This is a genomic window from Sphingopyxis sp. (assembly GCF_965279755.1).
Taxonomy (GTDB): Bacteria; Pseudomonadota; Alphaproteobacteria; order Sphingomonadales; family Sphingomonadaceae; genus Sphingopyxis.
The window spans coordinates 3073162-3098220 of the sequence record NZ_OZ257261.1 but is presented as its reverse complement, the minus strand read 5'-3'; the positions used below and the strand labels follow the sequence as shown (position 1 = coordinate 3098220).

Sequence of the window (25059 nt, the reverse complement as noted above, 5' to 3'; positions counted from 1 at the left end):
TCATGACGCGGGAACGGGGCCTTTATCCGAGTCGCAATGCGGTCGAGCGCCGGCTGATATGGGCGCTCGCCTTTGTGATCGCCGGGCTCGGCGGCGGCGCGCTGCTCGGTATGATCGTCGTCGGCAAGGGCCTCGATGGCGAGGTGCGCGAAGCGGCATCCTTCGCCGGGCTGAGCGCCAACCCCGAAGCCCATATCACCGAAGCCGCCCCTGCGCCCGTGGCCTGTCCAGGCTGCGCGGACAGTTACGGCGTCGCAGCCCGGCTGCGCGCCCAGCGTGAAACGCGAATGAGTGAGCCCTTTCGCCGATTGGGTGAGGTCGATGTCGACATGCCACCATCGCCCGAGGCGAACGACGGGTATCGCTACGGCGGACGACTGCCCGACCCGGCCCCGCCCCTCGTCCCGGCGCGGCGCAGCCCGCCGGCGATGGTCGTTCCCGTCGGGCTGTCGGCCACAGCCCCCGAGATGCCCCAAAGGTCGGGCGCCAAGCAGCAAAAAGGCCCCGGCGAAATGCCGGAGCCTCCTGCGATTCCCGAACCGGAATAGCCGGTCCGGCCGTCAGTTCTTGGGGGTGCCCTGAGGGGCGCAGCGCGAATTGTCGCCGCCCTCGCACGCCGCAACGTCGGCCTCCCACTTCATCCGTGCTTCGGCGTTCGCGGCCGCGATACGCGCCTTCTCGGCTTCGTAGGCGGCAGTGGCCTTGGCATATTCGGCCTGGCTCGCGGCTTCCTGCTGCGCGCGTGCGGCGACCGCGGCTTCATAGGCTTTCGTCTCGGCATTGGCTTTCGCCAGCTGATCGGCATTCAGACGCGACGTATTGGCGCGCTCTTCCGCAGTCGTGCCATCGGGGTTCTTCTGCATTGCCGCGGCCTGTCCGGCCACAAGCAGCGCCACGGTCGCCGAAGCGGTCAAAATTGTCCTGATCATCGAAGCTCTCCTGCAATTGAGACACCTGTCGGTCGAACGCCTTGCCCGGCGGGTCGTTCCCGTTCGGGGGTTTGACGCCGCGGCGCGCAGCCGTCATGCTGACGGCGTCCCTCATGTCCTAACGGCGGATCATTTGCCAGCAGCTTCTCGCCACCCGATCAACCGCCCGGTCTTCTTCATTCCGCTGGCGATCCTTTCGGCGGCGTTGCTGCTCAGCATCTGGCAGGGCGATGCGTTCGTGGCGGTCGAAACGGCTGCCAACGACTGGGTGCTGCGGCAGCTAGGGCCGGTGTTCGCCGGGGCGGGCCTCGCCTTTCTTGTCCTGCTTGCGGTCGTGGCGATTTCGCCGCTGGGGAAGACGATCATCGGCGGACCGGACGCCAAGCCGCTGCTCGATCGCTGGCGCTGGTTCGCGGTCATGCTCTGCACTACGATCGCGACCGGCATTCTCTTCTGGGGCGCTGCCGAGCCGCTGTTTCATCTCGACACGCCCCCGCCGATGTTAGGGCTCCAACCCGGCAGTGATGCCGCCGCGACCTTCGCCATGTCGACGATGTTCCTGCACTGGACGCTGACGCCATACGGGATCTACACCGTCGCCGCGCTGGCCTTCGCGCTCGTCTATTACAACCGGCGCGAGCCTTTTAGCCTGTCATCGCTGTTCGTTCCCCTGATCGGCAAGCGCGCGCACGGTCCCGTGGGAACGGGCATTGACATCATATGCCTTTATGCTCTTGTCGCCGGTATGGCCGCATCGATGGGTGCGGGGATATTGGCGCTCGCGGGCGGTATAGAAAATCTCGGGCATTTCACCGGCGGCATGCCGCTTCGCTGGCTCATCGCAATCCTGATCGTCGCGAGCTTCCTGATCTCGGCAGCAACGGGCCTTCAAAAAGGCATCGCCGGCCTGTCGGTGCTCAACACCTGGCTGTTTTTCGCGATCATCGCCTTTGCCCTGCTCGCCGGGCCGACCGCCGAGATGTTCGGTCTCTCGCTGCGCGCGAGCGGGGAATATATTTCGACCTTCGTACCCCGCAATCTCGGCATCGGCGTCGATCCCGACTGGAGCCGCCAGTGGACGATCTTCTATTGGGGCAATTGGTTCGCCTGGGCTCCCGTGACCGCGCTGTTCCTCGGCCGTCTCGCGGTCGGCTATAGCGTGCGCGAGTTCATTCTGATGAATCTCGTTCTTCCGTCGCTGTTCGGCGCGCTGTGGATGACGGCGATTGCGGGCTCGGCGATCATCCTCGACCAGCAGAGCGCGGCCGGCCTTTATGCGACCATTGCGGCAAAAGGACCGGACGCGGTGCTTTTCCATCTGTTCGACGCCCTTGGCGGTGGGCCGGCGGTGACCGGGCTGATCCTGTTCACGATCTTTCTGTCCTATGTCGCCGGCGCCGATGCCAATGTCTCGGCGATGAGCGCGCTGTCGACGCGCGGAATCACCCCCGACGCGCCCGAAGCGCCGCTCGCAGTACAGAGCGTCTGGGGTATCGCGGTGGGGCTGGTCGCGGTCGTGCTCGTCGCCGCATCGGGGCTCGACGGCATTCGCATGATGTCGGTGCTGGGCGGCGCCCCCGCGTTGTTCGTGATTATCGGCGCTGCGCTGTCGCTCGCCGTGATGACGCTGCGGGGGCGACCATCGGCCGCCCCCGTGCTGTCCGACTGAGTTACCAGATGCGCGTGCGCGCTTCGGGCTTCAGATAATATTTGGCGTCGGGCGTGACGTTGAACGCCTTGTACCAGGCATCGACGTTACGTACCGGGCCGATGATCCGCCAGCGCGCCGGGCTGTGCGGATCGCTCGCCACCTGCTGTTTGATCGAATCGTCGCGCGCCTTGTCACGCCACGCCTGGGCAAAGGCGAGGAAGAAGCGCTGGTCGCCGGTCAGCCCGTCGATTACCGGCGCTTCCTTGCCGTTCAGCGAGCGGTGATAGGCGTCATAGGCGACCTCCAGACCCGCGAGGTCGGCGATATTCTCACCCATCGTGAGGTCGGGATTGATGAACGCACCCGGCGCCGCTTCATAGGTCGCATATTGCGCACCGAATGCCTTTGCCTGCTCCTCGAAACGCTTTCCATCCGCGGCGGTCCACCAGTCGCGCACCGCGCCTGTCGCGTCGATCTTGCGGCCCTGGTCGTCGAAGCCGTGCGTGATTTCGTGGCCGATCACGGCGCCGATCGCGCCATAGTTGACCGCATCATCGACGCTCTCGCTGAAATAAGGCGCCTGCAGGATACCGGCCGGGAACACGATCTTGTTCTCGAGCCCGCCGTTATAAGCGTTCACCTCCTGCGGGTTCATCGACCATTTCTTGCGATCGACGGGCTTGTTCAGGTCCGAGAGCGAATAGGCATATTCGAACGCCGCACTGCGCTTCACATTGCCATAGAGGTCGGCCGGGTCGATCTTCAGCCCCGAATAGTCACGCCATTTGTCGGGATAGCCGACCATGACGTCCATCTTTTCGAGCTTGGCGAGCGCCGCGGTCTTTGTCTCGGGCGCCATCCAGCTGTTGTTCCGGATGCGGTCGCCCATCGAAAGCTTCAGGTTCGCGACGAGCGTTTCCATCTTCGCCTTCGCGCTCGCCGGGAAATATTGGTGGGCATAGGTTTCGCCGACCAGTTCGCCGAGGCTGCCGTCGACGAGTTGCAGGCCGCGCTTCCAGCGCGGGCGAAGTTCGCCCACGCCGCTCAGCGCCTTGCTATATTCGAAGCGGCTGTCGATCCAGTCCTGCGACAGATAATTGGCCGCATTGTCGGCGACATGGAACTCCTGCCACAGCTTCAGCGTGTCGAGCGGGGTCTTGCCATAAAGCGCGGCAATGTCGCGGATCGCCGTATTCTCGTTGACGATAATCCGCTTCTGCGGCGTGATGCCCGCGCCCGCGAACCAGGCATTCCAGTCGAGCCCGGGCGCATAGGCGGCGAGCGATTCCGACGTCATCGGATTGTTGATCTTGCTGATGTCGCGGCGGTCGGCGATCGCCCAGCTGACCTTGGCGACCTCGGTTTCGAACGCCATGATCGCGTCGGCGCCCTTATCCGGAGCCGCATTGCCGAGCATCTTCAGCGTCCGGACGATATAGGCGCGATAGGCGTCGCGCTGCGTCTTGAAAGCGTCGTTCAGATAATAGTCGCGCTCGGGAAGGCCGAGACCGCCCTGCCCCAGCCACAGGACGTTCGTCGTCGGCGCGTCGGGATCGGCATAGGGGCCACCGCCGACGATCGTCGTGCCGAACGTGCCCTGCGTCGCGCCCATGAAGCGCGCCATCTCGCTCTTGTCCTTGATCGCCTGAACCTTGGCGATGTCGGCCATCAGCGGTTTCGAGCCGAGCGTATTGACGCGCGCCTCGTCCATGAAGCTCTGATAGAGACCGCCGACCTGGCTCGTCGCGGGGGCGCCGGTGACGAGCTGGCGCAGCTGGCGCTGGGTCAGGTTATAGACGTCGTAGTCGACGCCCGCCGACGCCTGGTCCGACGGAATCTCGGTGCGCGCGAACCATCCGCCGTTCGCATATTTGTCGAAATCGTCGCCCGGCTTCACCGACGTGTCGCGCGCGCCCAGATCGACGCCCCAGCTGCCGAAGGTCAGGGCCTTCAGCGAACCGTCATCCTTCGCCGGTGCGGCGCCCTCGCCGTCCGCCTTGGCAGCGAGCGTCGCGTCCGCTCCGGTTGGCCATGCCATCGCCGGCGATGCGGCCAGCACGGCTGCGATCGCAAGGCCCGCAGCCCCTGCAAAAAACTTGTTCATTCCCCAGTCTCCTCGGTGTCGCGCGCGATCCCGACGGGACCACGAACATGATCCGCCTTCTCCGCCCGTCACGCCACAGCGTCAAGCGAGCGACCGGACATTGGTCGAAGCCTTCGGGATGTTGGTGGAAAGGCGATGCATTGCGAGGCGCGCCCGGGCTCCCTATCTAGGCCGCGAAGCGGTGCAATACGGCCCCTTGCGCCTTTAGAACAAATCTGGAACATACCCCTCCCATGAGTCTCACCCATATTTCGGTGCGCGGCGCGCGCGAGCATAATCTCAAGGGCGTCGACGTCGACCTGCCGCGCGACGCGCTGATCGTCATCACCGGCCTGTCGGGCAGCGGCAAATCGTCGCTCGCCTTCGACACCATCTATGCCGAGGGGCAGCGGCGCTACGTGGAGTCACTGTCCGCCTACGCGCGCCAGTTCCTCGAGATGATGCAGAAGCCCGACGTCGAGCATATCGACGGGCTGTCGCCGGCGATCAGCATCGAGCAGAAGACGACCAGCCGCAATCCGCGCTCGACGGTCGCGACAGTGACCGAGATCTACGACTATATGCGCCTGCTCTGGGCGCGCGTCGGCGTGCCATATTCGCCTGTTACCGGCGAGCCGATCAGTGCGCAGACGGTCAGCCAGATGGTCGACCGCGTGATGGAATTGCCCGAAGGCACGCGTGCCTATCTGCTCGCGCCCGTCGTTCGCGGCCGCAAGGGCGAGTATAAGAAGGAACTCGCGCAGTGGCAGAAGGACGGCTTCACCCGCGTACGCATCGATGGCGAGTTCTATGAAATCGGCGACGCGCCCGCGCTCGACAAGAAATACAAGCATGACATCGAGGTTGTCGTCGACCGCATCGCGGTGCGCGAAGGCCTTGGCACGCGGCTCGCCGACAGCTTCGAGACCGCGCTCAAGCTCGCCGAGGGCCTCGCCTATGTCGATCTCGCCGATGGACCGGTTCCGGGCCGCGAGGACGAAGACACCGGCGGGGCGATGAAAGGCGCGGGCATTCCCGCCAACCGCATCATCTTTTCCGAGAAATTTTCTTGCCCTGTCTCGGGCTTCACGATCGCCGAGATCGAACCGCGGCTGTTCAGCTTCAACGCGCCGCAAGGCGCCTGCCCCGCATGCGACGGGCTTGGCGAGCGGCTCGAGTTCGATCCCGAACTCGTCGTCCCGAACCATGCGCTCAGCCTCAAGAAGGGCGCGGTCGTGCCATGGGCGAAATCGAACCCGCCCTCGCCTTATTATATGCAGGTGCTCGAAAGCCTCGGCAAAGCCTATGACTTCGGGCTCGACACACCGTGGCAGGACTTGCCGGGCGGAGTGCAGCAGATCATCCTGCACGGCACCGGCGGTATGCCGGTCGAGCTGACCTTCAAGGACGGCAAGCGCACCTATACGACGCACAAGGCGTTCGAGGGCGTCATCGGCAACCTCAACCGCCGCATGTTGCAGACCGAGAGCGCGTGGATGCGCGAGGAACTGGGCAAGTATCAGACCGCGCAGCCGTGCGAGACGTGTCATGGCGCGCGCCTCCGTCCCGAGCCGCTCGCGGTGAAGATCGCTGGTGAGGACATCAGTATGTCCGCGCAGCGCTCGGTTGCCGACGCGCTCGCCTGGTTCAGCACGCTCGACGCGAAGCTGAGCGAAACGCAGCGCCAGATTGCGAAGGCGATCCTGAAAGAGATCAACGAACGCCTCGGCTTCCTCAACAATGTCGGCCTCGACTATCTCAACCTGAACCGCACTTCGGGCACGCTGAGCGGAGGCGAGAGCCAGCGCATCCGGCTCGCCAGCCAGATCGGTTCGGGTCTCTCGGGGGTGCTCTACGTTCTCGACGAGCCGTCGATCGGCCTCCACCAGCGCGACAACGACCGGCTGCTCGCGACGCTCAAGCGCCTTCGCGACCTCGGCAATACGGTGATCGTCGTCGAGCATGACGAGGATGCGATCCGCCATGCCGACTATGTCGTCGACATGGGCCCCGGCGCGGGCGTCCATGGCGGCGAGATCGTCGCCGAGGGCACGCTGAAACAGGTGCTCGCGAACAAGAAGAGCCTGACCGCCGCATACCTCACCGGCGCGAAGAAGATCGAGGTTCCGGCGCACCGCCGCCCCGGCAACGGCTTCGATCTGGTGCTGAAGGGCGCGCGCGCGAACAATCTGCAGAATGTCACCGCGACGATCCCGCTCGGCACCTTCACCTGCGTCACCGGCCTGTCGGGGTCGGGCAAGTCAAGCCTCGTGATCGACACGCTCTATGCCAGCGCGGCGCGGACGCTGAACGGCGCGCGGATGGTCGCGGGTCCGCACGACGCGCTCACCGGGCTCGAGCATTGCGACAAGGTGATCGACATCGACCAGTCGCCGATCGGCCGCACCCCGCGGTCGAACCCCGCGACATACACCGGCGCCTTCACGATCATCCGCGACTGGTTCGCGGGCCTGCCTGAAAGTCAGGCGCGCGGTTACAAGCCCGGACGCTTCAGCTTCAACGTCAAGGGCGGCCGCTGCGAGACCTGCACCGGCGACGGCCTGATCAAGATCGAGATGCACTTCCTGCCCGACGTCTATGTCACGTGCGAGACGTGCCACGGCAAACGCTACAACCGCGAGACGCTGGAGGTGAAGTTCAAGGGCATGAGCATCGCCGACGTGCTCGACATGACGGTCGAGGATGCGGCGGAGTTCTTCAAGGCGGTGCCGTCGATCCGCGAGAAGATGGCGATGCTCGTCCGCGTCGGGCTTGGCTATATCAAGGTCGGGCAGCAGGCGACGACGCTGTCGGGCGGCGAGGCGCAGCGGGTGAAGCTCGCCAAGGAACTCTCGCGCCGTTCGACCGGGCAAACGCTCTATATCCTCGACGAGCCGACCACCGGCCTGCATTTCGAGGATGTCCGCAAGCTGCTCGAAGTGCTGCAGGCGCTCGTCGATCAGGGCAACAGCGTCGTGGTGATCGAGCATAACCTGGACGTCATCAAGACCGCCGACTGGATCGTCGACCTCGGCCCCGAGGGCGGCGTCAAGGGCGGCGAGATCGTCGCCGCGGGCACCCCCGAACAGGTGGTGAAGGAACCGCGCAGCTTTACCGGCCAGTATCTGAAGCCGCTGCTGGAGAAATAGGCGGTCCGCGGCACAGAAAAAGCGGCGTAAAACCGTGGCCCGACGGGGTCATTACTTACATCGTTGACAATCGCTTTTCCCCTTAGCAGGAAGGGCTTGCCGCGTCCTGCGGCATTGGGGGAATGTCTATGAAACCGAGGGTCGCAACCGCTTTGGCGGGTGCTTTTGCTGTGCTCGCCGCAACCACCGTCCACGCGCAGGAGGCGCCGGCCACCGCCGCCGCCGAACCGGCCGCCAAAACCGTCACCGAAGCCACCGCCGCACCGGCCGTCGCCGCCATCGCGGCGCCCGCACCGGCGCTGTTGCTGCCCGCCTATACCGAGATCATCCTGACGCCCGACGCCGAGGCGAACAGCAAGAAATTGCGCGAGGGGCATACGATCCCGATGCACACGGTGTTCGACGTGATGCACAATGGCGTCGTCGTGATCCCGAAGGGCACGCGCGGCATGGGGACGGTGACCTGGCGCACCGGCAAGGGGGCTTTCGGCAAGTCGGCGAAGATGGAGGTCACCTTCAACGAACTGACGCTCGCGAACGGTCAGCGCCTGCCGCTGGCGGGCATGCACCGGCAGGAAGGCCAAGGAAACACCGGCGCCGCGGTCGGCGCGGCGATCGCGGTCGGCGTGTTCGGCGCGTTTGTGACGGGCAAGTCGGCGATCATCCCGAATGGCCAGCACCTGATCGCACGCACCAACGAGCCGCTCGCCTATGCTATCCCGGCGGGGGCGGTAATCGTGCCCACCGCCCAGCTTGCGCCCGCCGCTCCGGTTGCGGTGGTCACGCCTGCGACCGCGCCCGCGGCCGAACCGGCCCCGGCAAGCACGCCGGCGACCTGATCGCCCGCACCGACGAAAAGGAAAAGCCCCGGGCCGCGGTCCGGGGCTTTTTTACATCACCACACCGCCGACAGCGGGTAGAGCGCGATCAGCCAGATCAGGCAGGCGCAGACGATGCGGCGATCGGTCACCGTGATCGCGGTCAGCGCGACGGGGAAGAAGGACCAGGTCGTCACGATGTTGCGCAGGCTGAGCGAGGGCAGCCCCGCGAAATATGCGACGGTGGACAGCAGCGCGATGTTGGCGAGGAAGACGCCGCCGATCACCAACCGGCGCTGCTTGTCGAAATGGCCGTTCAGATCGTGCCACGCCTCGGCATCGTCGGGGAACACCAGCGTCGCCGCGATGAAATAGATGGCGGTGACGAGGAAGCCGCCGAACAGCACCGGCCAGCTCAGCGGCAACAGGTCGCGCATCGCCCAGCCATACATCCAGAAGGTCACGACGTCGCACGACACGAACAGGCCGAGCAGCGCGGTCGGCCAGCCAATCCGCACGCGGTGGCTGGCCTTGAGCGCACGCGCCAGCCCGCCCAGCCCCTCGGCCAGCGCGAGGCCGAGGATCAGCCCGAACAGCGAAAAGATGAATTCAAACCCGCTCATATGCCCCCGCACATAAAGAAAGCTCCTCCCTTCAGGGAGGGGTTTGGGGAGCGGCCGCCGTCGGCCATCCCGCCGATGCTGCTACCCTCCCCCAACCCCTCCCGCAAGCGGGAGGGGAGAAGAGGATCACCCCATCAGCTTCGCGGTGATGTCCTCGGCGGTATAGATGCGGATCGCGGGCGGCTGCGGCGAGAGCGCGCGCATTTCGGCGACGAAGGCGCCCGACGCGGGAACCGCGAAATGGGTGCGCACGGCGTCGATACTCTCCCACTCCTCGACGAACATCAGCCGGTCGGGGTTTTCGACATCGACATGGCAGTTGTGCGCCAGACACCCCGGTTCGGACCGCGACCGCGCGCTGTGCTCGGCGCCGAGCGCGATCATGCGCGCGCGATGCTCGGGGGCGAGAATGACGTGGCCGGTGATGAGGATCATCAGGCCACCCCTTGCAGGAGCTTGCCCTCTAGTCGGCTTAGCCAGTCCTCAAAATGCGGACATGTTGCCCTCATAGTATCAAGTCCAATGCTCAGTGCGGCCACGTTACCAAATATAACCTTCTCATACCCCGGGATAATAGTACAAACCCGCTTTGACGGCGCCGTCTGCGGAGAATCGTTAATATGTTCAGGGCAAGGGAAAGCGTCTCGTACCATTTGCAGTTGTTCAACTTTATTCGCATGGCCGATGCTTTCTCCAAAGGCCTTGCAATCACTGAACAATAGGGCCTCAAATTCGTGCAAAACTACAAAGGGCTCGAACCGTTGGTGCCTTGGACTGAATGCGGAAAAATCAGCGGCCACTTGTTCTTGGACGTGAGCAGCTCGGACATCGATCGGTAGTGACGGCGCGTTTTGCCGCCCAGGCCACTGTTCGGGTAAAGCATAATAGTCTACAAAGGTCGTTGCGATGGCTCCGCCGTCTTCCGCTAGATGGCGATCAATTTCGCGCCGAACAATTTTCCAATCGGAGATTCCCCCCCGCTTGCTCCGCATTCGGGAGTTTCCAAGCAACCGGGCGCCGACGGAATTGTATCCACAATCATACAAATGAGGTGCCAACACCTCATTCACAAAGGTTTCTTCCGTCTGCCCTTCCACGTGGACAAGAAGCCGAGTCAACGGGGCCGTCCTCCAATTTCAGCCTTTTCCCAAAGCTGCCCCAAGCTGTATTCCTCAAGCCAACTCGAAAGCCTCTCGTCGTCAAGACGATTGAAAATCGTCGCGCCGTCGACGCGATCGGCCACGAGCACATCCTTCGGCTCGAAGTAATCTAAAAAAAGCGCTGACTGAGTAGAAACGATAATCTGGCTCCCTCGCCCAGCAGAACGGATCATCGCAGCAAGTATTCCCAACGCATACGGATGGAGGCCCAACTCTGGCTCGTCGATCAAAATGACAGATGGACGCAAAGCGCTCGGCTGGAGAAGGAGAGTAGCCAGCGCAATGAACCTAAGCGTCCCATCCGACAGCGAGGCGGCAGAAAAATACGCATCCGTCCCGACGTGCTTCCATTCGAGCTTTATTTTATCGCCATTTAGCTCAGAAGGAGAGAGGGAAAAATCGTCAAAAAATGGGGCCACGCGCTTTATACTAGCTCGAATAATATTGTAGCAATCTGGATGTTCATTTTTTAAAAGATAAATAAAAGAAGCCAGATTTGATCCATCTGCTCGCAAAAATCTATTATCTCCAACATCACAATTCTGCTTCATTGGCGACGTTCTGCTAGTATCATGAAAGTGATATACACGCCATTTTTGCAAATGATTTTGTACATAAGAGGCAATTGCATGATTGCTTTGCGCGCTAATTCCAGCCTCGCCATCCCTAGCAACCAAACTGGTATCGTACGGATAGTTGTATTTGGATTTATCCCAGTAAAATACTGATTCAAGAGTGGGCTTCAATATATCCCCGTCAGAATAAGAAAGATCTATTTTATATTGGTTTTTCTCATTAGAGAAAGCGATATGTATAGATATTTTGCTGGTCTCTTTTGGCCCCATATATAAGAGCGATGACGCGCCTCCGTTGGTAGCGACGTACTCCTGCAAACGCCCTCCCCGAATGGAGTTCAGAAGAGAAAAGACATTTATAAAATTGCTCTTGCCAGATCCATTGGACCCGATGATGACATTAACATCATTTAGCGGCAGCTTCTCGATATCCCGTAGGCTTTTGAAGCCCTGAACCGTAATCCAATCAATTGCTGGCATTTCAAATCCCGTCGTGACGGCGCACGAAATCAAACGACTCAATGATCACGTAGGCACTAGCATGGCCAAGCACGAAGTCCGTACAAGGAATGTGGGCTTCAAGCATCTCACCCATGACACTTCCATGACAGTCTCTGTCACAAACACGTCACACAAAACCCCCATTGGCGGCTCAGCGAGTCGCTGCGGGGGTGGCGGCTTGGTTCGGTAACGACCCCCGACAGGATTTTTCCATGGTGAAGAAATTTGCCCTCGCCGCGTGTGTTGCAACTGCCGCACTGGCGCTTTCGGCTTGTCAGGATCAGGCGTCCTCGGGCGGCGGCGCGCGCGATTATATCAGCGCGGTCGGATCCTCGACCGTCTATCCCTTTGCCACCGCGGCCGGCGAGAAGTTCGCCGAAGCGACCGGCAACAAGGTGCCGAAGATCGACAGCACCGGCACCGGCGGTGGCTTCGAACGCTTTTGCCAGGGCGTCGGCGGCGACACCCCCGACATCGCGAACGCCTCGCGCCGCATCAAGAAAAAGGAATTCGACACCTGCGCCAAGAATGGCGTCAAGGACATCGTCGAAATCCAGGTCGGCATCGACGGCATCGCGCTGGGCGAAGCGCAGCGCGGCCCCGGCTTCAAGCTGACCGAGGAAGACGTATACAAGGCGCTCGCGGCGAACCCCTATGGCAAGCCGAACACCGCCAAGACGTGGAAAGACGTCAACCCGGCGCTGCCCGCGGTCTCGATCTCGGTCTTCGGTCCGCCGTCGACCAGCGGCACCTATGATGCGTTCAAGGAGCTGATCCTGGGCAAGGGCTGCGACGCCAATGCCGAGATGAAGGCGCTGAAGGACAGCGACAAGGACAAGCATGAAGAGGTCTGCACGGGCCTGCGCGGTGCGCCTTTCTATGTCGAGCAGGGCGAGAATGATAACCTCATCATCTCGAAGCTCGACAAGAATCCCGACAGCCTCGGCATCTTCGGCTTCAGCTATCTCGACGCCAACAAGGACAAGATCAAGGCGGTGCCGGTGCAGGGCGTGTCGCCCACCTACGCGACGATCGCCGACGGCACCTATCCGGGTTCGCGTCCGCTGTTCATCTATGTCAAAAAGGCGCACATCGGCGTCATCCCGGGCCTTGCCGAATATGTCGCCGAGTTCCTGAAGGGTGCGGCCTCGGGTGGCTATCTCGCCGCCAAGGGTCTGGTCGTCTCGCCCAAGGACATCGCCGACAAGGCCGCGGCGAACGCCAAGGGCATGACCGTCCTCGACGGCGCCGAGCTGAAGTAACTCCCCCGCTGGCGGCTGGCGCACGGGGCCACATCCCCTGCCCGGCCGCCGATTTTCGGGTTGCCAGTTCCTCCGTTCGGGCGGAGCCTGTCGAAGCGCTGCCTTTCGACGAGCCCGAAACGAGCAGACGGTGAAAATTGTGACACAGAGTCATCAAATTGCCACGCCGCCCCGCTTTGGGTCGGACCGGGCTATCCAGACAGGATAACGGGGACACAGTGACTTTCAACGCCGCCGCCTTACTGCTGCTGATCGGAGGGCTTGCCCTGATCGGCTGGCTTGCCGGACGGGCTCGATCGGCGATGCTTGCGGGCCGTTCGGGCACCAAGCTGCATTCGCGCCCGCAATATCATGGCTGGTACGTCGCGCTGTGGCTGTTCGCCCCCGCCGCGATCTTCCTGGCCGTCTGGTCGGCGGTGTCGCCGGGCCTGATCACCAATTCGGTGCTCGCAAGCGACGCCGCGCAGTCGCTGCCCGCCTTCGGCTTCGAGCGCGGCGCGATCCTGTCCGATGCGCGCAACGTCGCGACCGGGCAGCAGGCCGCCGTGCGGCTTCCCGCCGCGGCGCCGCTGGTCAAACCCTATACGCAAGCGACGCACACTTACGCGGCGATCGGCATTGCCGCGATGCTGGCGCTCGCACTCGCCGGCGGCCTTTACGCCTTCACGCGGATCAAGCCCGACTTTCGCGCGCGGACGCGGGTCGAAAAGATCGTCATGGCGATCCTGCTCGTCGCCTCGCTCGTCGCGATCCTGACGACCTTCGGCATCGTGCTGTCGCTGTTGTTCGAATCGATCCGCTTCTTCCGCCTTGTCCCGCCGACCGAGCTTCTCTTCGGCACCTACTGGAACCCGCAGAGCGGCGCGCCCAAGCCCGACACGTTCGGCGGCATCCCGCTGTTCTGGGGCACGGTGCTGATCGGTGCGATCATCGCGATGATCGTCGCGATCCCGATCGGGATGATGACCGCGGTGTACCTCACCCAATATGCCGCGCCCGCGGTGCGCCGCTGGGTCAAGCCGCTCCTCGAGATTCTCGCGGGCGTGCCGACCGTCGTTTATGGCTATTTCGCCGCGCTGACGGTGGCGCCGGCGCTCCGCAACTTCGCGGTGATGCTGGGCATTCCCAACGCCTCGACCGAAAGCGCGCTCGCCGCGGGTATCGTGATGGGCGTGATGATCATCCCGTTCGTGTCCTCGATGGCCGACGACAGTATCAACGCGGTGCCGCAGGCGATGCGCGACGGCTCGCTCGCGCTGGGCGCCACCCCGAACGAGACGATCCGCCAGGTGCTGATCCCCGCCGCGCTTCCGGGCGTGATGGGCGGCATCCTGCTCGCGGTCAGCCGCGCCATCGGCGAGACGATGATCGTCGTGATGGCCGCGGGCCTTTCCGCCAACATGACCGCCAACCCCTTTGCCAGCGTCACCACGGTGACCGCGCAGATCGTCAAGCTGCTGACCGGCGACCAGGAATTCGACAGTGCAAAGACGCTCGCCGCCTTTGCCCTCGGCCTTGTCCTCTTCCTCGTCACGCTGCTGCTCAACATCGTCGCGCTGCGCATCGTCAAAAAGTATCGCGAAGCTTATGACTAGGGAAACCGCCCCCACCGACTGGAAAAGCGCCACGATGCAAAAGCGCATCGCCGGCCGCTATAGCGCCGAGCGCCGCTTCAGGCTCTTCGGGCTGGGCGCGGTCCTGCTCTCGGGCTTCTTCCTCGCCTTCCTGCTGTTCGTCATGGTCGGCAACGGCCTGCGCGGCTTCACCTATACGAATGTCGAGGTTCCGATCGACTTCAAGGCGATGCCGCTGACGGTTGACGCGTCGCGCCTGTCCGATCCCGACGTCGATCAGGCAATCGCGAACGCCGGGCTGGCCGACATCGTCGCCTTTGCCGCCGACGAGGCGCTGGGCCCCGACGGGTCGAAGCTGATCAGCGAGAATGCGTGGAAGGAAGTCCGCGCCGATATCAAGGCCGATCCTGATCTGCTGAACGGCAAGACGACCTTCCACCTCCCCGCCTCGTCCGAGGTCGATATTGCGGCCAAGGACGGCGGCAAGGGCGCGATCGGCGCGAAAGTCGCGGCGCTGGAGAAGGACGGCAAGCTGTCGACGGGGCTCCACACGCCCTTCTTCAAGAATGCCGACGCGACCGATCCTGCGGTCGCGGGCATCTGGGGCGCGCTGAAGGGATCGCTGCTGACGATCTTCATCGCCTTTCTGATCGCTTTTCCGACCGGGGTGCTCGCCGCGCTCTATCTGGAAGAATATGCGCCGAAGAACCGCTGGACCGACCTCATCGAAGTGTCGATCAACAACCTCGCGGCGGTGCCCTCGATCATCTTTGGCCTGCTCGCGCTCGCGGTGTTCATCAACTGGTTCGGCCTCTGCCAGGCAAGCCCGCTCGTCGGCGGGCTGACGCTGGCGCTGATGACGATGCCGGTGATCGTCATCGCCAGCCGCAACGCAATCAAGGCGGTGCCGCCGTCGATCCGCGATGCGGCGCTGGGCGTCGGTGCCAGCCCGGTGCAGGTGGTGTTCCACCATGTCCTGCCGCTCGCGCTGCCCGGCATCCTGACCGGCACGATCATCGGCATGGCACGCGCGCTGGGCGAGACCGCGCCGCTGCTGCTCGTCGGCATGCGCGCCTTCATCGGCGACGTGCCGGAGGGCATCTGCTCGCCGTCGACCGTGCTGCCGATGCAGATCTTCCTCTGGTCAGACGAGGTCGACCGCGGCTTCGTCGAAAAGACCTCCGCCGCGATCATCGTGCTGCTCATCGTCCTGCTGTCGATGAACGCGCTCGCGATCTATCTCCGCAACAAGTTCGAAAAACGCTGGTGACCATGACCCAAGACGATCTGACCATCGCCGACCCCAAGATGAAAGCCGAAGGCGTCAACGTCTTCTATGGCGAGAAGCAGGCGATCAACGAGGTGTCGATCGACGTCGGCACCGACCTGGTCACCGCTTTCATCGGCCCCTCGGGCTGCGGCAAGTCGACCTTCCTCCGCTCGCTGAACCGGATGAACGACACCGTCGCCGGCGCGCGCGTCACGGGCAGGATTACGCTCGACGGCGAAGATATCTATGCGCCGTCGATGGACGTCGTGCAGCTGCGCGCGCGGGTCGGCATGGTGTTCCAGAAGCCGAACCCCTTCCCCAAGTCGATCTATGACAATGTCGCCTATGGCCCCCGCATCCATGGCCTTGCGGCCGCCAAGGCCGATCTCGACGTCATCGTCGAGCGCGCGCTGGTTCGCGCCGGCCTGTGGGACGAGGTCAAGGACCGCCTCGCCGAAAGCGGCACCGCCCTGTCGGGCGGCCAGCAGCAGCGCCTGTGCATCGCGCGCGCGATCGCGGTCGACCCTGAAGTCATCCTGATGGACGAGCCCTGCTCGGCGCTCGACCCGATCGCGACCGCGAAGATCGAGGAACTGATCCACGAACTGCGCGGCAAATATGCTATCGTGATCGTCACGCACAACATGCAACAGGCGGCCCGCGTGTCGCAGCGCACCGCCTTTTTCCACCTCGGGACACTGGTCGAGTACGGCAAGACCACCGACATCTTCACGAACCCGAAGCAGGAACGCACCAAGGACTATATCACCGGCCGCTACGGTTGATCCGTAGCCGCGAAAGGAACGAACGATGGCAGTAGTCAACGATCATACCGTCAAGGCCTTCGACGAAGATCTGAACCGCCTGCGCGGCCTGATCAGCGAGATGGGCGGACGCGCCGAACAGGCGCTGCTCCAGGCGATGAACGCGCTCAACAATGGCGACCTCGCACTCGCGGCGCAGGTCGTCGAGGGCGACAAGAAGATCGACGCGCTGGAAAGCGAAGTCGAGCAACTCACCGTCCAGACGATCGCGCTCCGCGCCCCGATGGCCGACGATCTTCGCGAGATGATCGCGGCGCTCAAGATCGTCTCGGTCGTCGAACGCATCGGCGACTATGCGAAGAATATCGCCAAGCGCGTCGCGCTGATGGACCAGACGCGCTCGATCGAGGCGATCCCGGTGCTGATGTCGATGTCGGCGGGCGTCGCCGAGCTGATCCACGACGCGCTCGACAGCTTCGCCGCGCGCGACGCCGAGCTCGCGGTACGCGTCACCGTCCGCGACAAGAATATCGACGATTTCTACAACAGCATCTTCCGCACCCTCGTGACCTTCATGATGGAAAATCCGAAGCATATCACCGAGAGCGCGCACCTGCTGTTCGTCGCCAAGAACCTCGAGCGTATGGGCGACCATGCGACGAACATCGCCGAGATGGTCTATTATGTCGTGACCGGCGACCATATGGACGAACGCGAGCGCGGCGAAACGCCCGAAGGCGCCGCCTCGGGACAGGAGCAAGGCTGATGCCGCAGCCCGACCTGCTGTTGATCGAGGATGACGAAGCGATCGCCGAACTCATCGTGTGGCATTTCGCCCGCGAGGGCTTCTCGGTCCGCCAGACCCCCGATGGCGAACAGGCGCTCGTCCTGGTCGAGGAGCGTGTTCCCGACATCGTCCTGCTCGACTGGATGATCGAGAGCCTGCCCGGCATCGAGGTTTGCCGGCGCCTGCGCCGCAATCCCAAGTCGGCGAACGTCCCGATCATCATGCTGACCGCGCGCGGCGAGGAAGAGGACCGCATCCGCGGTCTCGAAACCGGCGCCGACGACTATGTCACCAAGCCGTTCAGCCCCCGCGAACTCGTGGCGCGCGTATCGGCCGTTCTCCGCCGCCTGCGCCCCGCGCTCGCGGGCGAATTGCTCGCCTATGCCGACATCGAGCTCGACTCGGTCGCGCACAAGGTCGTCCGCAATGGCCAGATTGTCGCGATGGGGCCAACCGAGTTCCGCCTGCTCCGCCATTTCATGGAGCATCCGGGCCGCGTCTTCTCACGCGGGCAGCTGCTCGACAGCGTGTGGGGTCAGGACAGCGACATCGAACTGCGCACGGTCGACGTCCATATCCGCCGCCTCCGCAAGGCGATCAACCTGCCGGGCACCACCGACATCATCCGCACGGTCCGCTCGGCGGGCTATGCGCTGGATGCAGGCAAAGGATAAAGGTCGCCAGACCCAACCCGGTTAGCGGCAGATCAATTTGCCGCTGTCGACCGACTGTCCGATAGCCGCTGTGCCGCTCGCGTCGGCTAGCACGCCGAGCAGGTCCGATCCGCCACGACGGAGCAGATTGTCGGGAAGCTTCCCTGCAAGCCCGCCGATGCGGCCGGTCGTCCCGTCCGGGCGGCGGCAATAATAGGCACTGTCGCCGCCGCGATACACGCGATCCTCACGCCCCAGTGCACGCGGCTCGTAGTAGCGGTAGTCGCGATAATAGCGGTTCGCATAATATTTGCTCTGACCGCTCTCGAGCCGGTCGAAGTCATAGTCGGCAAATTTGCGCCAGTCGCGATCCTCGTGCGGCATCGTCTGCTGATTATACTGTCGGAGCGCGTCGCGCGAATTCTGCTGCGCGGCCAATGGAGCGGCTGCGAGAAAGGTCACGGCGAGTGTCGCGGATAACAGGCTGAAGCGCATGGCATCTGTCTCCTGAAAAGCTGCCGCAGCCTATCATGAGACGCGCCGCCGTCGCGAGCGGAAAGATCGCCCCCGATCAGAAGTCGATCTGTGTCCGGAAACCGAACGCATCGGCCGAATAATTGCGGTCGCCGGTCACCGTCCCGATCGCCGCATCGTCGAACATCAGATGGCCGTAATTCGCGATAAAGCGGACATAGGCGATCGGTGCCCAGACGACCGACACGTCGATCGCCCGCTGCCGACCGCCGACGATCCCGGCATCGTTGAGATCCAGATAGTCATAGCGCGCGTTGAGCTCGATCGCGCCGGGACCACCGGCATTGACCGGCCGTGAAGGCGCGAGCCGGTCGAAATTGCCATCGCGATAGGTCCGCGCATCGCCGCCCGTCAGGACATAGCCGATTTCCGCATAACCGCCGAAGAAGGTCGGATCGGCAAAACCCGGGCGCCGCGCCGTCTGCCAGAAGCCTTCGCCGGAGACGTGGAACGGTCCGACCATCGCCGCAGCCTCCAGCCCCAGCCCGCGCTCGCTCGACGCGGTGAAGGTGCCTGTATCGACGATGCGGCTGTTAGTCGTGTGGATGAAGGGCCGCGGCGCGTAGCGCACCGCGGGACCGTCATTGATATTGCGCAAGTGCCCCGATCCGCCGAGATGCAGTTGCGCATCGCCGAACTTCGGCATCCAGACCACCCGGCCGTCAACGCTGATGGCATTGTCCGAATCGGCGAGCAGATCGTTGGCGTTGTCGCCGAACACCCCGCCCTGCACCAGCAATGTCTTGCCGCGATATTGTCCCGACAGGCCGACGCGGCGCTCGAACCCGAACGCCTGCGTAAAGGCCGCGCGCTCCATCATCGTCGTGAACAGATCGCTGGTCTGCTCGTCAAGCGACCAGAAGGGCTTGTGCTGTCCGGCCGTGATCGTCACGGGACCGGTGCCATAAGTCAGATAAACGTCAGTAAGCTCTACCGCGCTGTTCGCGAGATCGGCCTCGACGCGATAGCCGAAGCCCCCCGGAATCTTTCCGTCGACGCCCAGGAACAGACGCCGCATCTCGGTGCCGACACCGCCATGCGTGCCCGTGACCCCTGCCGGCGCGTCGATGCTGGTGACGTCGATCTGCATCCGCCCGCGCGGCTTGAAGCTCCAGCCGTCGGCGGTCTTGATCTCGGGCGCTCCCTTCCACGCGATTTCGGTGGCGGGCTTGGCGGTCACCGAGGGCGGCGTCGGAGCGGGGACCGGCGCAGGCGCCGATGCAGGCGGCGGTGCCGGCTGCCCGGTCGCGGCATCGAGCCGCGCTTCGAGCGTCTGGACCTGCGCCTTCAACGCCGCGAGTTCCGCACGGAGGGAGGCCGCTTCTTCGGGGCTCATCGCCTGCGCCATCGCGGGCGTCGGCATGCAGAACATCGACGTCGCCAGAAGGGCGGCGGCCAGAGTGTGACGCAAGATCGAAGCTCCATTGCGAAAGGGTGACGACGGCTCAGCGCGGCTAGTATTGCTGGAATATTTCAGAAATGCGTCATCACAATGACAAATTCGCGACAAGGGCCATTTTTCTGCTCGCGTCATCCCTCTTGTCTGACTGCGATGAACGGCTAAGGACGTTCGCGTTTTCATCAACAACCCTTCACCCTGTTTCGGGAGACCATCATGACGATCAAATTTGACGGCCGTGTTGCCATCGTGACCGGCGCCGGTGGCGGCCTTGGCCGCGCCTATGCGCTCGAACTGGCACGGCGCGGCGCGAAGGTCGTCGTCAACGACCTCGGCGGCTCGCGCGACGGCACCGGCCATTCGGACGCGGCGCTGCAAGTCGTCGAAGAAATTCGCGCGGCGGGCGGTACGGCCATGTCCAATGGCGGCAGCGTCACCGAATATGACCAGATGGTCGAAATGGTCGCCAAGGCCAAGGAAGAATGGGGCGGCGTTCACATCGTGATCAACAATGCCGGCATCCTGCGCGACAAAAGCTTCGCCAAGATGGAGCCCGCCGATTTCGACCTCGTGCTGAAAGTGCATGTCAGCGGCAGCGCGAACGTCACCAAGGCCGTGTGGGATATCATGCGCGAACAGGCGTACGGCCGCCTTCTGATGACCGCGTCCTCGACCGGCCTCTATGGCAACTTCGGCCAGGCTAATTATGGCGCGGCGAAGCTGGGCCTCGCCGGCCTGACCAAGACGCTCCACCTCGAAGGCGCGAAGTATAATATCCGCTGCAACACGATCGCACCGGTCGCGGGCACGCGCATGACCGAAGACATCTTCCCGCCCGAACTGTTCGAAAAGTTCACGCCCGAAAATGTCGTTCCGGCCGCGCTCTATCTGGTCAGCGAAGACGCCCCGACGAACATGATCATCGGCGCAGGCGCTGGCGCGTTCCACGCGGCCTATGTCACCGCGACCCCTGGCGTTGCGCTTCCCGAAGGCGAGCGCACGCCCGAGGGCGTCGCTGCGGCGTGGGAAAAGATCATCGACCGCAATGGCGAGATCGTCCCGCAATCGGGCAGCGAACAGTCGCTGATCGTCATGAAGGCGCTTCAGGCGCTGGGTTGAACCTGATAGATTCCTTTCCGAGGGGGCGCCGGAACGCGGCGCCCCCGCAAGGGGGAATATCATGGCTATCATGGGTCTGGGCGAAGGTATCGACCTGCTGGAGCGGCGAGCCCGGCTCCTGAAATTCCTGCTGGCGGGCGGCTTCGTTCTCGTCGCTGCGGTTCTGATCGGCGAAATTGCCGAGCTCAGCGGCCTCCTCTCCCCCGCGGAAACCGCTGAGCTTTCGAGCGGCGCGATTCTCTATCTCGGGGTGATCTTCCTCGATTTCCTCGTCGGCATCACCACAATCATCGTCTTCAGCATGTGGATCTATCGCGCCGCCGCAAACATCGTCGCGGCCGAGGTTCATGGCTTCGCCTATACGCCCGGCTGGGCCGTGGGCTGGTTTTTCATCCCTTTTGCCAATCTCGTCAAACCGTTCGCGGCGATACGCCAGATCTGGAACGCCAGTCACGGCGAACGCAACGAGAAGCTCGATCATAGCAACGGCCTGCTGGCGCTTTGGTGGGGAACCTGGCTCGTGTCGAACATTGCGGCGAATATCTCGTTCCGCCTGACCTTCAACACGACGTCGCCCGAAGAGGCGCTTCTGGGACTTCAGGTCGGCATCTTCTCCTCGATCGTCAGTCTTGCGCTCTATCTGGCTGCGTACAAGCTGGTCGACCAGATCACGGCGGCGCAACGCGAACGGTTGACTGCGGCGAACATCTTCGCCTGATTTATCGTATTGCATCACTAACACAGTTGTGCCATATCCATCGCGGGGCAAGGGGATCGGACAGAAGGACGACCCCGATGTATAGTGAAAGCGACCTGCAAGCTGCGGTCGATGCGAAAGTCATGACGCCGGAGGCCGCTGCGGCTTTCCGCTCGCATATCGCATCGGTCCGCGAAGCCCCCGGAGCGGATGAGGAATCCTTCCGTCTCATCACCGGTTTCAACGATATTTTCGTCAGCATCGCGGCGGTGATCCTGCTCGTCGCGGTCGCGTGGATCGGCCAGTCGATCCACACCGCGCTCGCCGGCGCCTTCGTCGCCGCCTCGGCGTGGGGCCTCGCCGAATATTTCACCCGCCGCCGCCGCATGGCGCTTCCCAGCATCGTGCTGGTCCTCGCCTTTTCGGGCGGCGTTTTCGCGACGATGGTCGGTTTCCTCGTCCGGCACGGCGAGAATATTTTCGGCAATGACATCGGCGAAACCACCGGCGCCGCGCTGATCGGCGCGATGGCGCTGATCACCGCCGGCGCGACCTGGTTTCACTGGAAGCGCTTCATGGTGCCGATCACCGTCGCCGCGGGCACCGCTGCGCTCGCTGCGACCGCCGTCGCGCTGGTCCTCGCCGTCACCGGCGTCCCCAGCCCCGACGGGACGCTGCCGATGATCCTCGTGCTGATCGCCGGCCTCGGCGTCTTTGCGCTGGCGATGTGGTGGGACAAGAGCGACCGTGCACGCCAGACCCGTCGCAGCGACGTCGCCTTCTGGCTCCATCTGCTCGCCGCGCCGATGATCGTCCATCCGATCTTCCACCTGATCGGCGTGACGCGCGGTGACAACATCGGCAGCGGTGCTGCGATGCTCGTCGTCGCGATCTATGTCGCTTTCGGCCTGATCGCGCTGGCAATCGACCGCCGCGCGCTGCTCGTCTCGGCGCTCGCCTATGTCCTGTTCGCGATGACCCAGCTGTTCCGCACCTTCGGCGCGGTCGAGCTCAACGTCGCGCTCACGGCGTTCGTGATCGGCTCGGCGCTGCTGCTGCTCTCGGCCTTCTGGCAGAATGCCCGCGCTGCGGTTGTCGGCTTCCTTCCCGACAATCTGGCGAACCAGCTGCCCGCGACGATCCGCACGACCAAGGCTGTCGCACACGGCTGAGACCGCGTCGATCTGAACGGTTTCCGGCTTCGGAAACCTGCGCTTCAGGGGCCCCGGCCGGACGGTCGGGGCCCTTTTTTGTGCGCGGATTGCCAGACGCCTATCCCGGAAAAAAATGATTCGCCCCCTTGCCTCGCCGGACGGGCACGATATGAGGAGCGCGGATTTGCGGGACCGAGCATCCCGTGAGCCACTCTCGCCTTACGCCGCGTGGCAAGGCATTCCCTTCGCTACCCGATTTGGCATGGACGGGCGGGTCCGGGCCAAAGAATAGCGCAACCTCTCCCAGGTGAAGCGATGACACCGCCGAATATTCTCATGGTGGAGGACGATCCTCCGATCCGCACCCTGACGGCCCGCGCGCTGCAGGAACATGGCTATATCGTCCGTACCGCCGGCACCGCGCCGCAGATGTGGGATGCGCTGCGCGCGGCGCCCGCCGACCTGCTGCTGCTCGACATCATGTTGCCGGGAACCTCGGGCATCGACATCTGCCGCGAAGTCCGCCGCACCAGCAATGTCCCGATCATCTTCATGTCGGCCAAGGGGACCGAGACCGACCGGATCATCGGGCTGGAACTCGGCGCCGACGATTATCTCGCCAAGCCGTTCGGTGTCCGCGAGCTCGTTGCGCGCGTCCGCGCCGTGCTGCGGCGCCACGCCGTCGAGCGCACACCGGCAGACCGCGAGCGCGGGCTGATCCGCTTCGACGGCTGGACCGCCGACCTGCCGCGCCGCCAACTGACCTCGCCCGATGGTGCCTCGATCGAGCTGACCGGAGCCGAATTCGACCTGCTCGTCAGCCTGTGCGACAACGCCCAGCGCGTCATCGCGCGCGAACGGCTGATCGAGCTGTCGCGCACCCGCCTCGGCGACAGTTCGGACCGCAGCATCGACGTGCTGATCAGCCGTCTGCGGCGCAAATTGTCGATGTCGGACAAGCCCGCGCCGATCGTGACGGTGCGCGGCATCGGCTATATGCTTAACGTCCCGGTGGAGCGGCTTTGAGCCTGTTCGAAAGGCGCGGGTTCGGCCTGTTCGGACAGATCGTCGCGATCCTGTTCGCTGCGGTACTGCTCGAAAGCGCCGCGAGCATGTTCCTTTACGAACGCGCGAGCCAGTTTTCGATCAACGGCGACAAGGCGCGGCGCCTTGCCGAACATCTCGTCCTGTCGGGCAAACTCATCGAGGAAGCACCGCGGTCGCAGCGCGACACGGTGGCGTCCGAACTGACGACGACGCGCTATCACCTCGTATGGCAGGAACGCCTCGCCAATCCACCGCCGGTCTCGCCCAAGCTCAACCATATCACGCGGCAAATCCTCGACTGGGAGCCCGAGATCAGGGAGCGTGACCTGCGACTCTATCTGCAGTCACCCGGCCTTCACAGCACCATATCGGGCGCCATCCGGTTGAATGACGGCAGTTGGGTCAGCTTCAGCGCACGCGATCATATCCGTCAGCTCGACCTGACTGTCGGCCGCAGCCTGCAGACGCTGATTCCCGCGATTGCGCTCGTGTTGCTCGCCAGCCTGCTCATCCGCCACACGCTCCGCCCGTTGCGCGACCTGACGCGCGCGACCGAAACGATCGGCAAGCGCGATTTCGTCGATGTTCCGGTACGCGGCCCCGCCGAGGTGCAGAAGGTCATCGGCGCCTTCAACGACATGCAGCATCGCATCGCGGCAATGATCACCGACCGCACACAGGCGCTGGCAGCGGTGGGGCATGATTTCCGGACCCCGCTCGCACGGCTGCGGCTTCGGGCCGAGAGCATCGAAGACCCGCTCGCCAGCCGCGATCTGGAACAGGACATCGGCGAGATGGAGCGGATGATCGACTCGCTGCTCGCCTATCTGTCGGGCGACATCGACAACCCGACCGAGCCCCTCGCCCTCACAGATATTGCAGTCCTCTGCGCGACCGCCGCCGACGAGGCGAGCGATCAGGGTTTTCCGGTCCGCTATATCGGCCCCGACCATCTGACGCTGACGGTGCACGGCATCGCGATCAAGCGCGCCGTCCGCAATCTGCTGGGCAATGCACTGCGCTTCGGCTCGCAGATCGAAGTACGGCTGCGCCAGACCGACCGCTGGGTCGAAATCGAGATTGCCGACGACGGTCCGGGCATTCCGGCGCATCTGCGTGAAGAGGCGGTCCAGCCTTTTGCGCGGCTCGACACGGCGCGCGCGCGCGATACGGGCGGATTCGGCCTCGGCCTGTCGATTGTCGACCGGATTGCACAGATTCATGGCGGCGCGCTGGAGCTTGGCCAGAGCCATCTTGGCGGTTTGACCGCGCGCCTGCGCCTTCCCGCCGCCTGAGAAACATTTCGTTAC

At 63.7% G+C, this 25059-nt stretch carries 23 protein-coding genes; 15 read left to right on the top strand and 8 right to left on the bottom strand.

Features of this window, described 5'->3' with window-relative positions; genetic code table 11:
* Positions 1 to 2: 2 nt before the first annotated feature.
* Positions 3 to 548, top strand: coding sequence for a hypothetical protein (locus ACQY80_RS15225; protein WP_428681305.1), 546 nt, complete (start codon positions 3 to 5; stop codon positions 546 to 548).
* 12 nt (positions 549 to 560) lie between these two features.
* On the opposite strand, the gene ACQY80_RS15220 is transcribed toward ACQY80_RS15225, so the two are convergent.
* Positions 561 to 929 carry a hypothetical protein gene (locus ACQY80_RS15220; protein ID WP_428681303.1) on the bottom strand — a complete coding sequence of 123 codons (369 nt, stop codon included), beginning with the start codon at positions 927 to 929 and terminating at the stop codon, positions 561 to 563.
* Between the two features lie 133 nt (positions 930 to 1062).
* Here ACQY80_RS15220 and ACQY80_RS15215 point away from each other — a divergent pair, with 133 nt between their 5' ends.
* Complete coding sequence (locus tag ACQY80_RS15215) at positions 1063 to 2598, top strand: BCCT family transporter (RefSeq protein WP_428681301.1); 1536 nt, start codon at positions 1063 to 1065, stop codon at positions 2596 to 2598.
* A 1-nt stretch (position 2599) separates the two neighbouring features.
* Here the strand turns inward: ACQY80_RS15215 and ACQY80_RS15210 are convergent, their stop codons facing one another.
* Positions 2600 to 4684, bottom strand: a complete 2085-nt coding sequence (locus ACQY80_RS15210; RefSeq protein ID WP_428681299.1) for a M13 family metallopeptidase — start codon at positions 4682 to 4684, stop codon at positions 2600 to 2602.
* Positions 4685 to 4917: 233 nt separating this feature from the next.
* Here ACQY80_RS15210 and uvrA point away from each other — a divergent pair, with 233 nt between their 5' ends.
* Together uvrA and ACQY80_RS15200 are read left to right on the top strand one after the other, a co-directional pair.
* Positions 4918 to 7812, top strand: coding sequence for an excinuclease ABC subunit UvrA (uvrA, locus tag ACQY80_RS15205; protein WP_428681297.1), 2895 nt, complete (start codon positions 4918 to 4920; stop codon positions 7810 to 7812).
* 128 nt (positions 7813 to 7940) lie between these two features.
* The gene (locus ACQY80_RS15200; protein WP_428681295.1) at positions 7941 to 8651 is read left to right on the top strand and encodes a hypothetical protein; all 711 of its coding nucleotides are present in this window, start codon (positions 7941 to 7943) and stop codon (positions 8649 to 8651) included.
* Positions 8652 to 8707: 56 nt separating this feature from the next.
* Here ACQY80_RS15200 and ACQY80_RS15195 read toward each other — a convergent pair whose 3' ends face one another.
* The 4 genes from ACQY80_RS15195 to ACQY80_RS15180 form a co-directional block, all read right to left on the bottom strand.
* Positions 8708 to 9253: a hypothetical protein gene (locus tag ACQY80_RS15195; protein ID WP_428681293.1), complete on the bottom strand. Its 546-nt coding sequence runs from the start codon at positions 9251 to 9253 to the stop codon at positions 8708 to 8710.
* Positions 9254 to 9379: 126 nt separating this feature from the next.
* Positions 9380 to 9688: a putative quinol monooxygenase gene (locus ACQY80_RS15190; protein ID WP_428681291.1), complete on the bottom strand. Its 309-nt coding sequence runs from the start codon at positions 9686 to 9688 to the stop codon at positions 9380 to 9382.
* Positions 9688 to 10371 carry a DUF4276 family protein gene (locus tag ACQY80_RS15185; RefSeq protein WP_428681289.1) on the bottom strand — a complete coding sequence of 228 codons (684 nt, stop codon included), beginning with the start codon at positions 10369 to 10371 and terminating at the stop codon, positions 9688 to 9690. The genes ACQY80_RS15190 and ACQY80_RS15185 overlap by 1 nt, the downstream gene beginning before the upstream one ends.
* Complete coding sequence (locus tag ACQY80_RS15180) at positions 10368 to 11468, bottom strand: AAA family ATPase (protein WP_428681287.1); 1101 nt, start codon at positions 11466 to 11468, stop codon at positions 10368 to 10370. The genes ACQY80_RS15185 and ACQY80_RS15180 overlap by 4 nt, the downstream gene beginning before the upstream one ends.
* Positions 11469 to 11701: 233 nt before the next feature.
* Between ACQY80_RS15180 and ACQY80_RS15175 the strand changes: the two genes are divergently transcribed.
* The 6 genes from ACQY80_RS15175 (at position 11702) to phoB (ending at position 17820) form a co-directional block, all read left to right on the top strand.
* On the top strand, positions 11702 to 12751 hold the full coding sequence (locus tag ACQY80_RS15175; protein ID WP_428681285.1) for a substrate-binding domain-containing protein: 1050 nt from the start codon (positions 11702 to 11704) through the stop codon (positions 12749 to 12751).
* A gap of 218 nt (positions 12752 to 12969) precedes the next feature.
* Positions 12970 to 14346, top strand: a complete 1377-nt coding sequence (gene pstC / locus ACQY80_RS15170; protein ID WP_428681283.1) for a phosphate ABC transporter permease subunit PstC — start codon at positions 12970 to 12972, stop codon at positions 14344 to 14346.
* Positions 14339 to 15595 (top strand): phosphate ABC transporter permease PstA, encoded by a 1257-nt coding sequence (gene pstA, locus ACQY80_RS15165; RefSeq protein ID WP_428681281.1) that lies wholly within the window; start codon positions 14339 to 14341, stop codon positions 15593 to 15595. The genes pstC and pstA overlap by 8 nt, the downstream gene beginning before the upstream one ends.
* Before the next feature lie 2 nt (positions 15596 to 15597).
* Positions 15598 to 16380, top strand: coding sequence for a phosphate ABC transporter ATP-binding protein PstB (gene pstB / locus ACQY80_RS15160; RefSeq protein ID WP_428681279.1), 783 nt, complete (start codon positions 15598 to 15600; stop codon positions 16378 to 16380).
* A gap of 25 nt (positions 16381 to 16405) precedes the next feature.
* Positions 16406 to 17125: a phosphate signaling complex protein PhoU gene (gene phoU, locus ACQY80_RS15155; RefSeq protein WP_428681277.1), complete on the top strand. Its 720-nt coding sequence runs from the start codon at positions 16406 to 16408 to the stop codon at positions 17123 to 17125.
* Entirely contained in the window at positions 17125 to 17820 is a 696-nt protein-coding gene (phoB, locus tag ACQY80_RS15150) for a phosphate regulon transcriptional regulator PhoB (RefSeq protein WP_428681275.1), read from the top strand. Before phoU ends, phoB begins: the two co-directional genes overlap by 1 nt.
* A 21-nt stretch (positions 17821 to 17841) precedes the next feature.
* On the opposite strand, the gene ACQY80_RS15145 is transcribed toward phoB, so the two are convergent.
* Together ACQY80_RS15145 and ACQY80_RS15140 are read right to left on the bottom strand one after the other, a co-directional pair.
* Positions 17842 to 18294 (bottom strand): glycine zipper 2TM domain-containing protein, encoded by a 453-nt coding sequence (locus tag ACQY80_RS15145; protein ID WP_428681273.1) that lies wholly within the window; start codon positions 18292 to 18294, stop codon positions 17842 to 17844.
* A 76-nt stretch (positions 18295 to 18370) separates the two neighbouring features.
* Complete coding sequence (locus ACQY80_RS15140) at positions 18371 to 19744, bottom strand: OprO/OprP family phosphate-selective porin (RefSeq protein ID WP_428681271.1); 1374 nt, start codon at positions 19742 to 19744, stop codon at positions 18371 to 18373.
* A gap of 204 nt (positions 19745 to 19948) precedes the next feature.
* Here ACQY80_RS15140 and ACQY80_RS15135 point away from each other — a divergent pair, with 204 nt between their 5' ends.
* The 5 genes from ACQY80_RS15135 to ACQY80_RS15115 all read left to right on the top strand — a co-directional run bounded on the left by ACQY80_RS15135 (position 19949) and on the right by ACQY80_RS15115 (position 25044).
* Entirely contained in the window at positions 19949 to 20851 is a 903-nt protein-coding gene (locus ACQY80_RS15135; RefSeq protein ID WP_428681269.1) for an SDR family oxidoreductase, read from the top strand.
* 61 nt (positions 20852 to 20912) lie between these two features.
* Positions 20913 to 21569 carry a DUF4328 domain-containing protein gene (locus tag ACQY80_RS15130; RefSeq protein WP_428681267.1) on the top strand — a complete coding sequence of 219 codons (657 nt, stop codon included), beginning with the start codon at positions 20913 to 20915 and terminating at the stop codon, positions 21567 to 21569.
* 77 nt (positions 21570 to 21646) lie between these two features.
* Positions 21647 to 22720 carry a hypothetical protein gene (locus tag ACQY80_RS15125; RefSeq protein ID WP_428681265.1) on the top strand — a complete coding sequence of 358 codons (1074 nt, stop codon included), beginning with the start codon at positions 21647 to 21649 and terminating at the stop codon, positions 22718 to 22720.
* A gap of 297 nt (positions 22721 to 23017) precedes the next feature.
* Positions 23018 to 23728 (top strand): response regulator, encoded by a 711-nt coding sequence (locus ACQY80_RS15120; protein WP_428681263.1) that lies wholly within the window; start codon positions 23018 to 23020, stop codon positions 23726 to 23728.
* Positions 23725 to 25044, top strand: coding sequence for an ATP-binding protein (locus ACQY80_RS15115; protein ID WP_428681261.1), 1320 nt, complete (start codon positions 23725 to 23727; stop codon positions 25042 to 25044). Before ACQY80_RS15120 ends, ACQY80_RS15115 begins: the two co-directional genes overlap by 4 nt.
* Positions 25045 to 25059 lie beyond the last annotated feature (15 nt).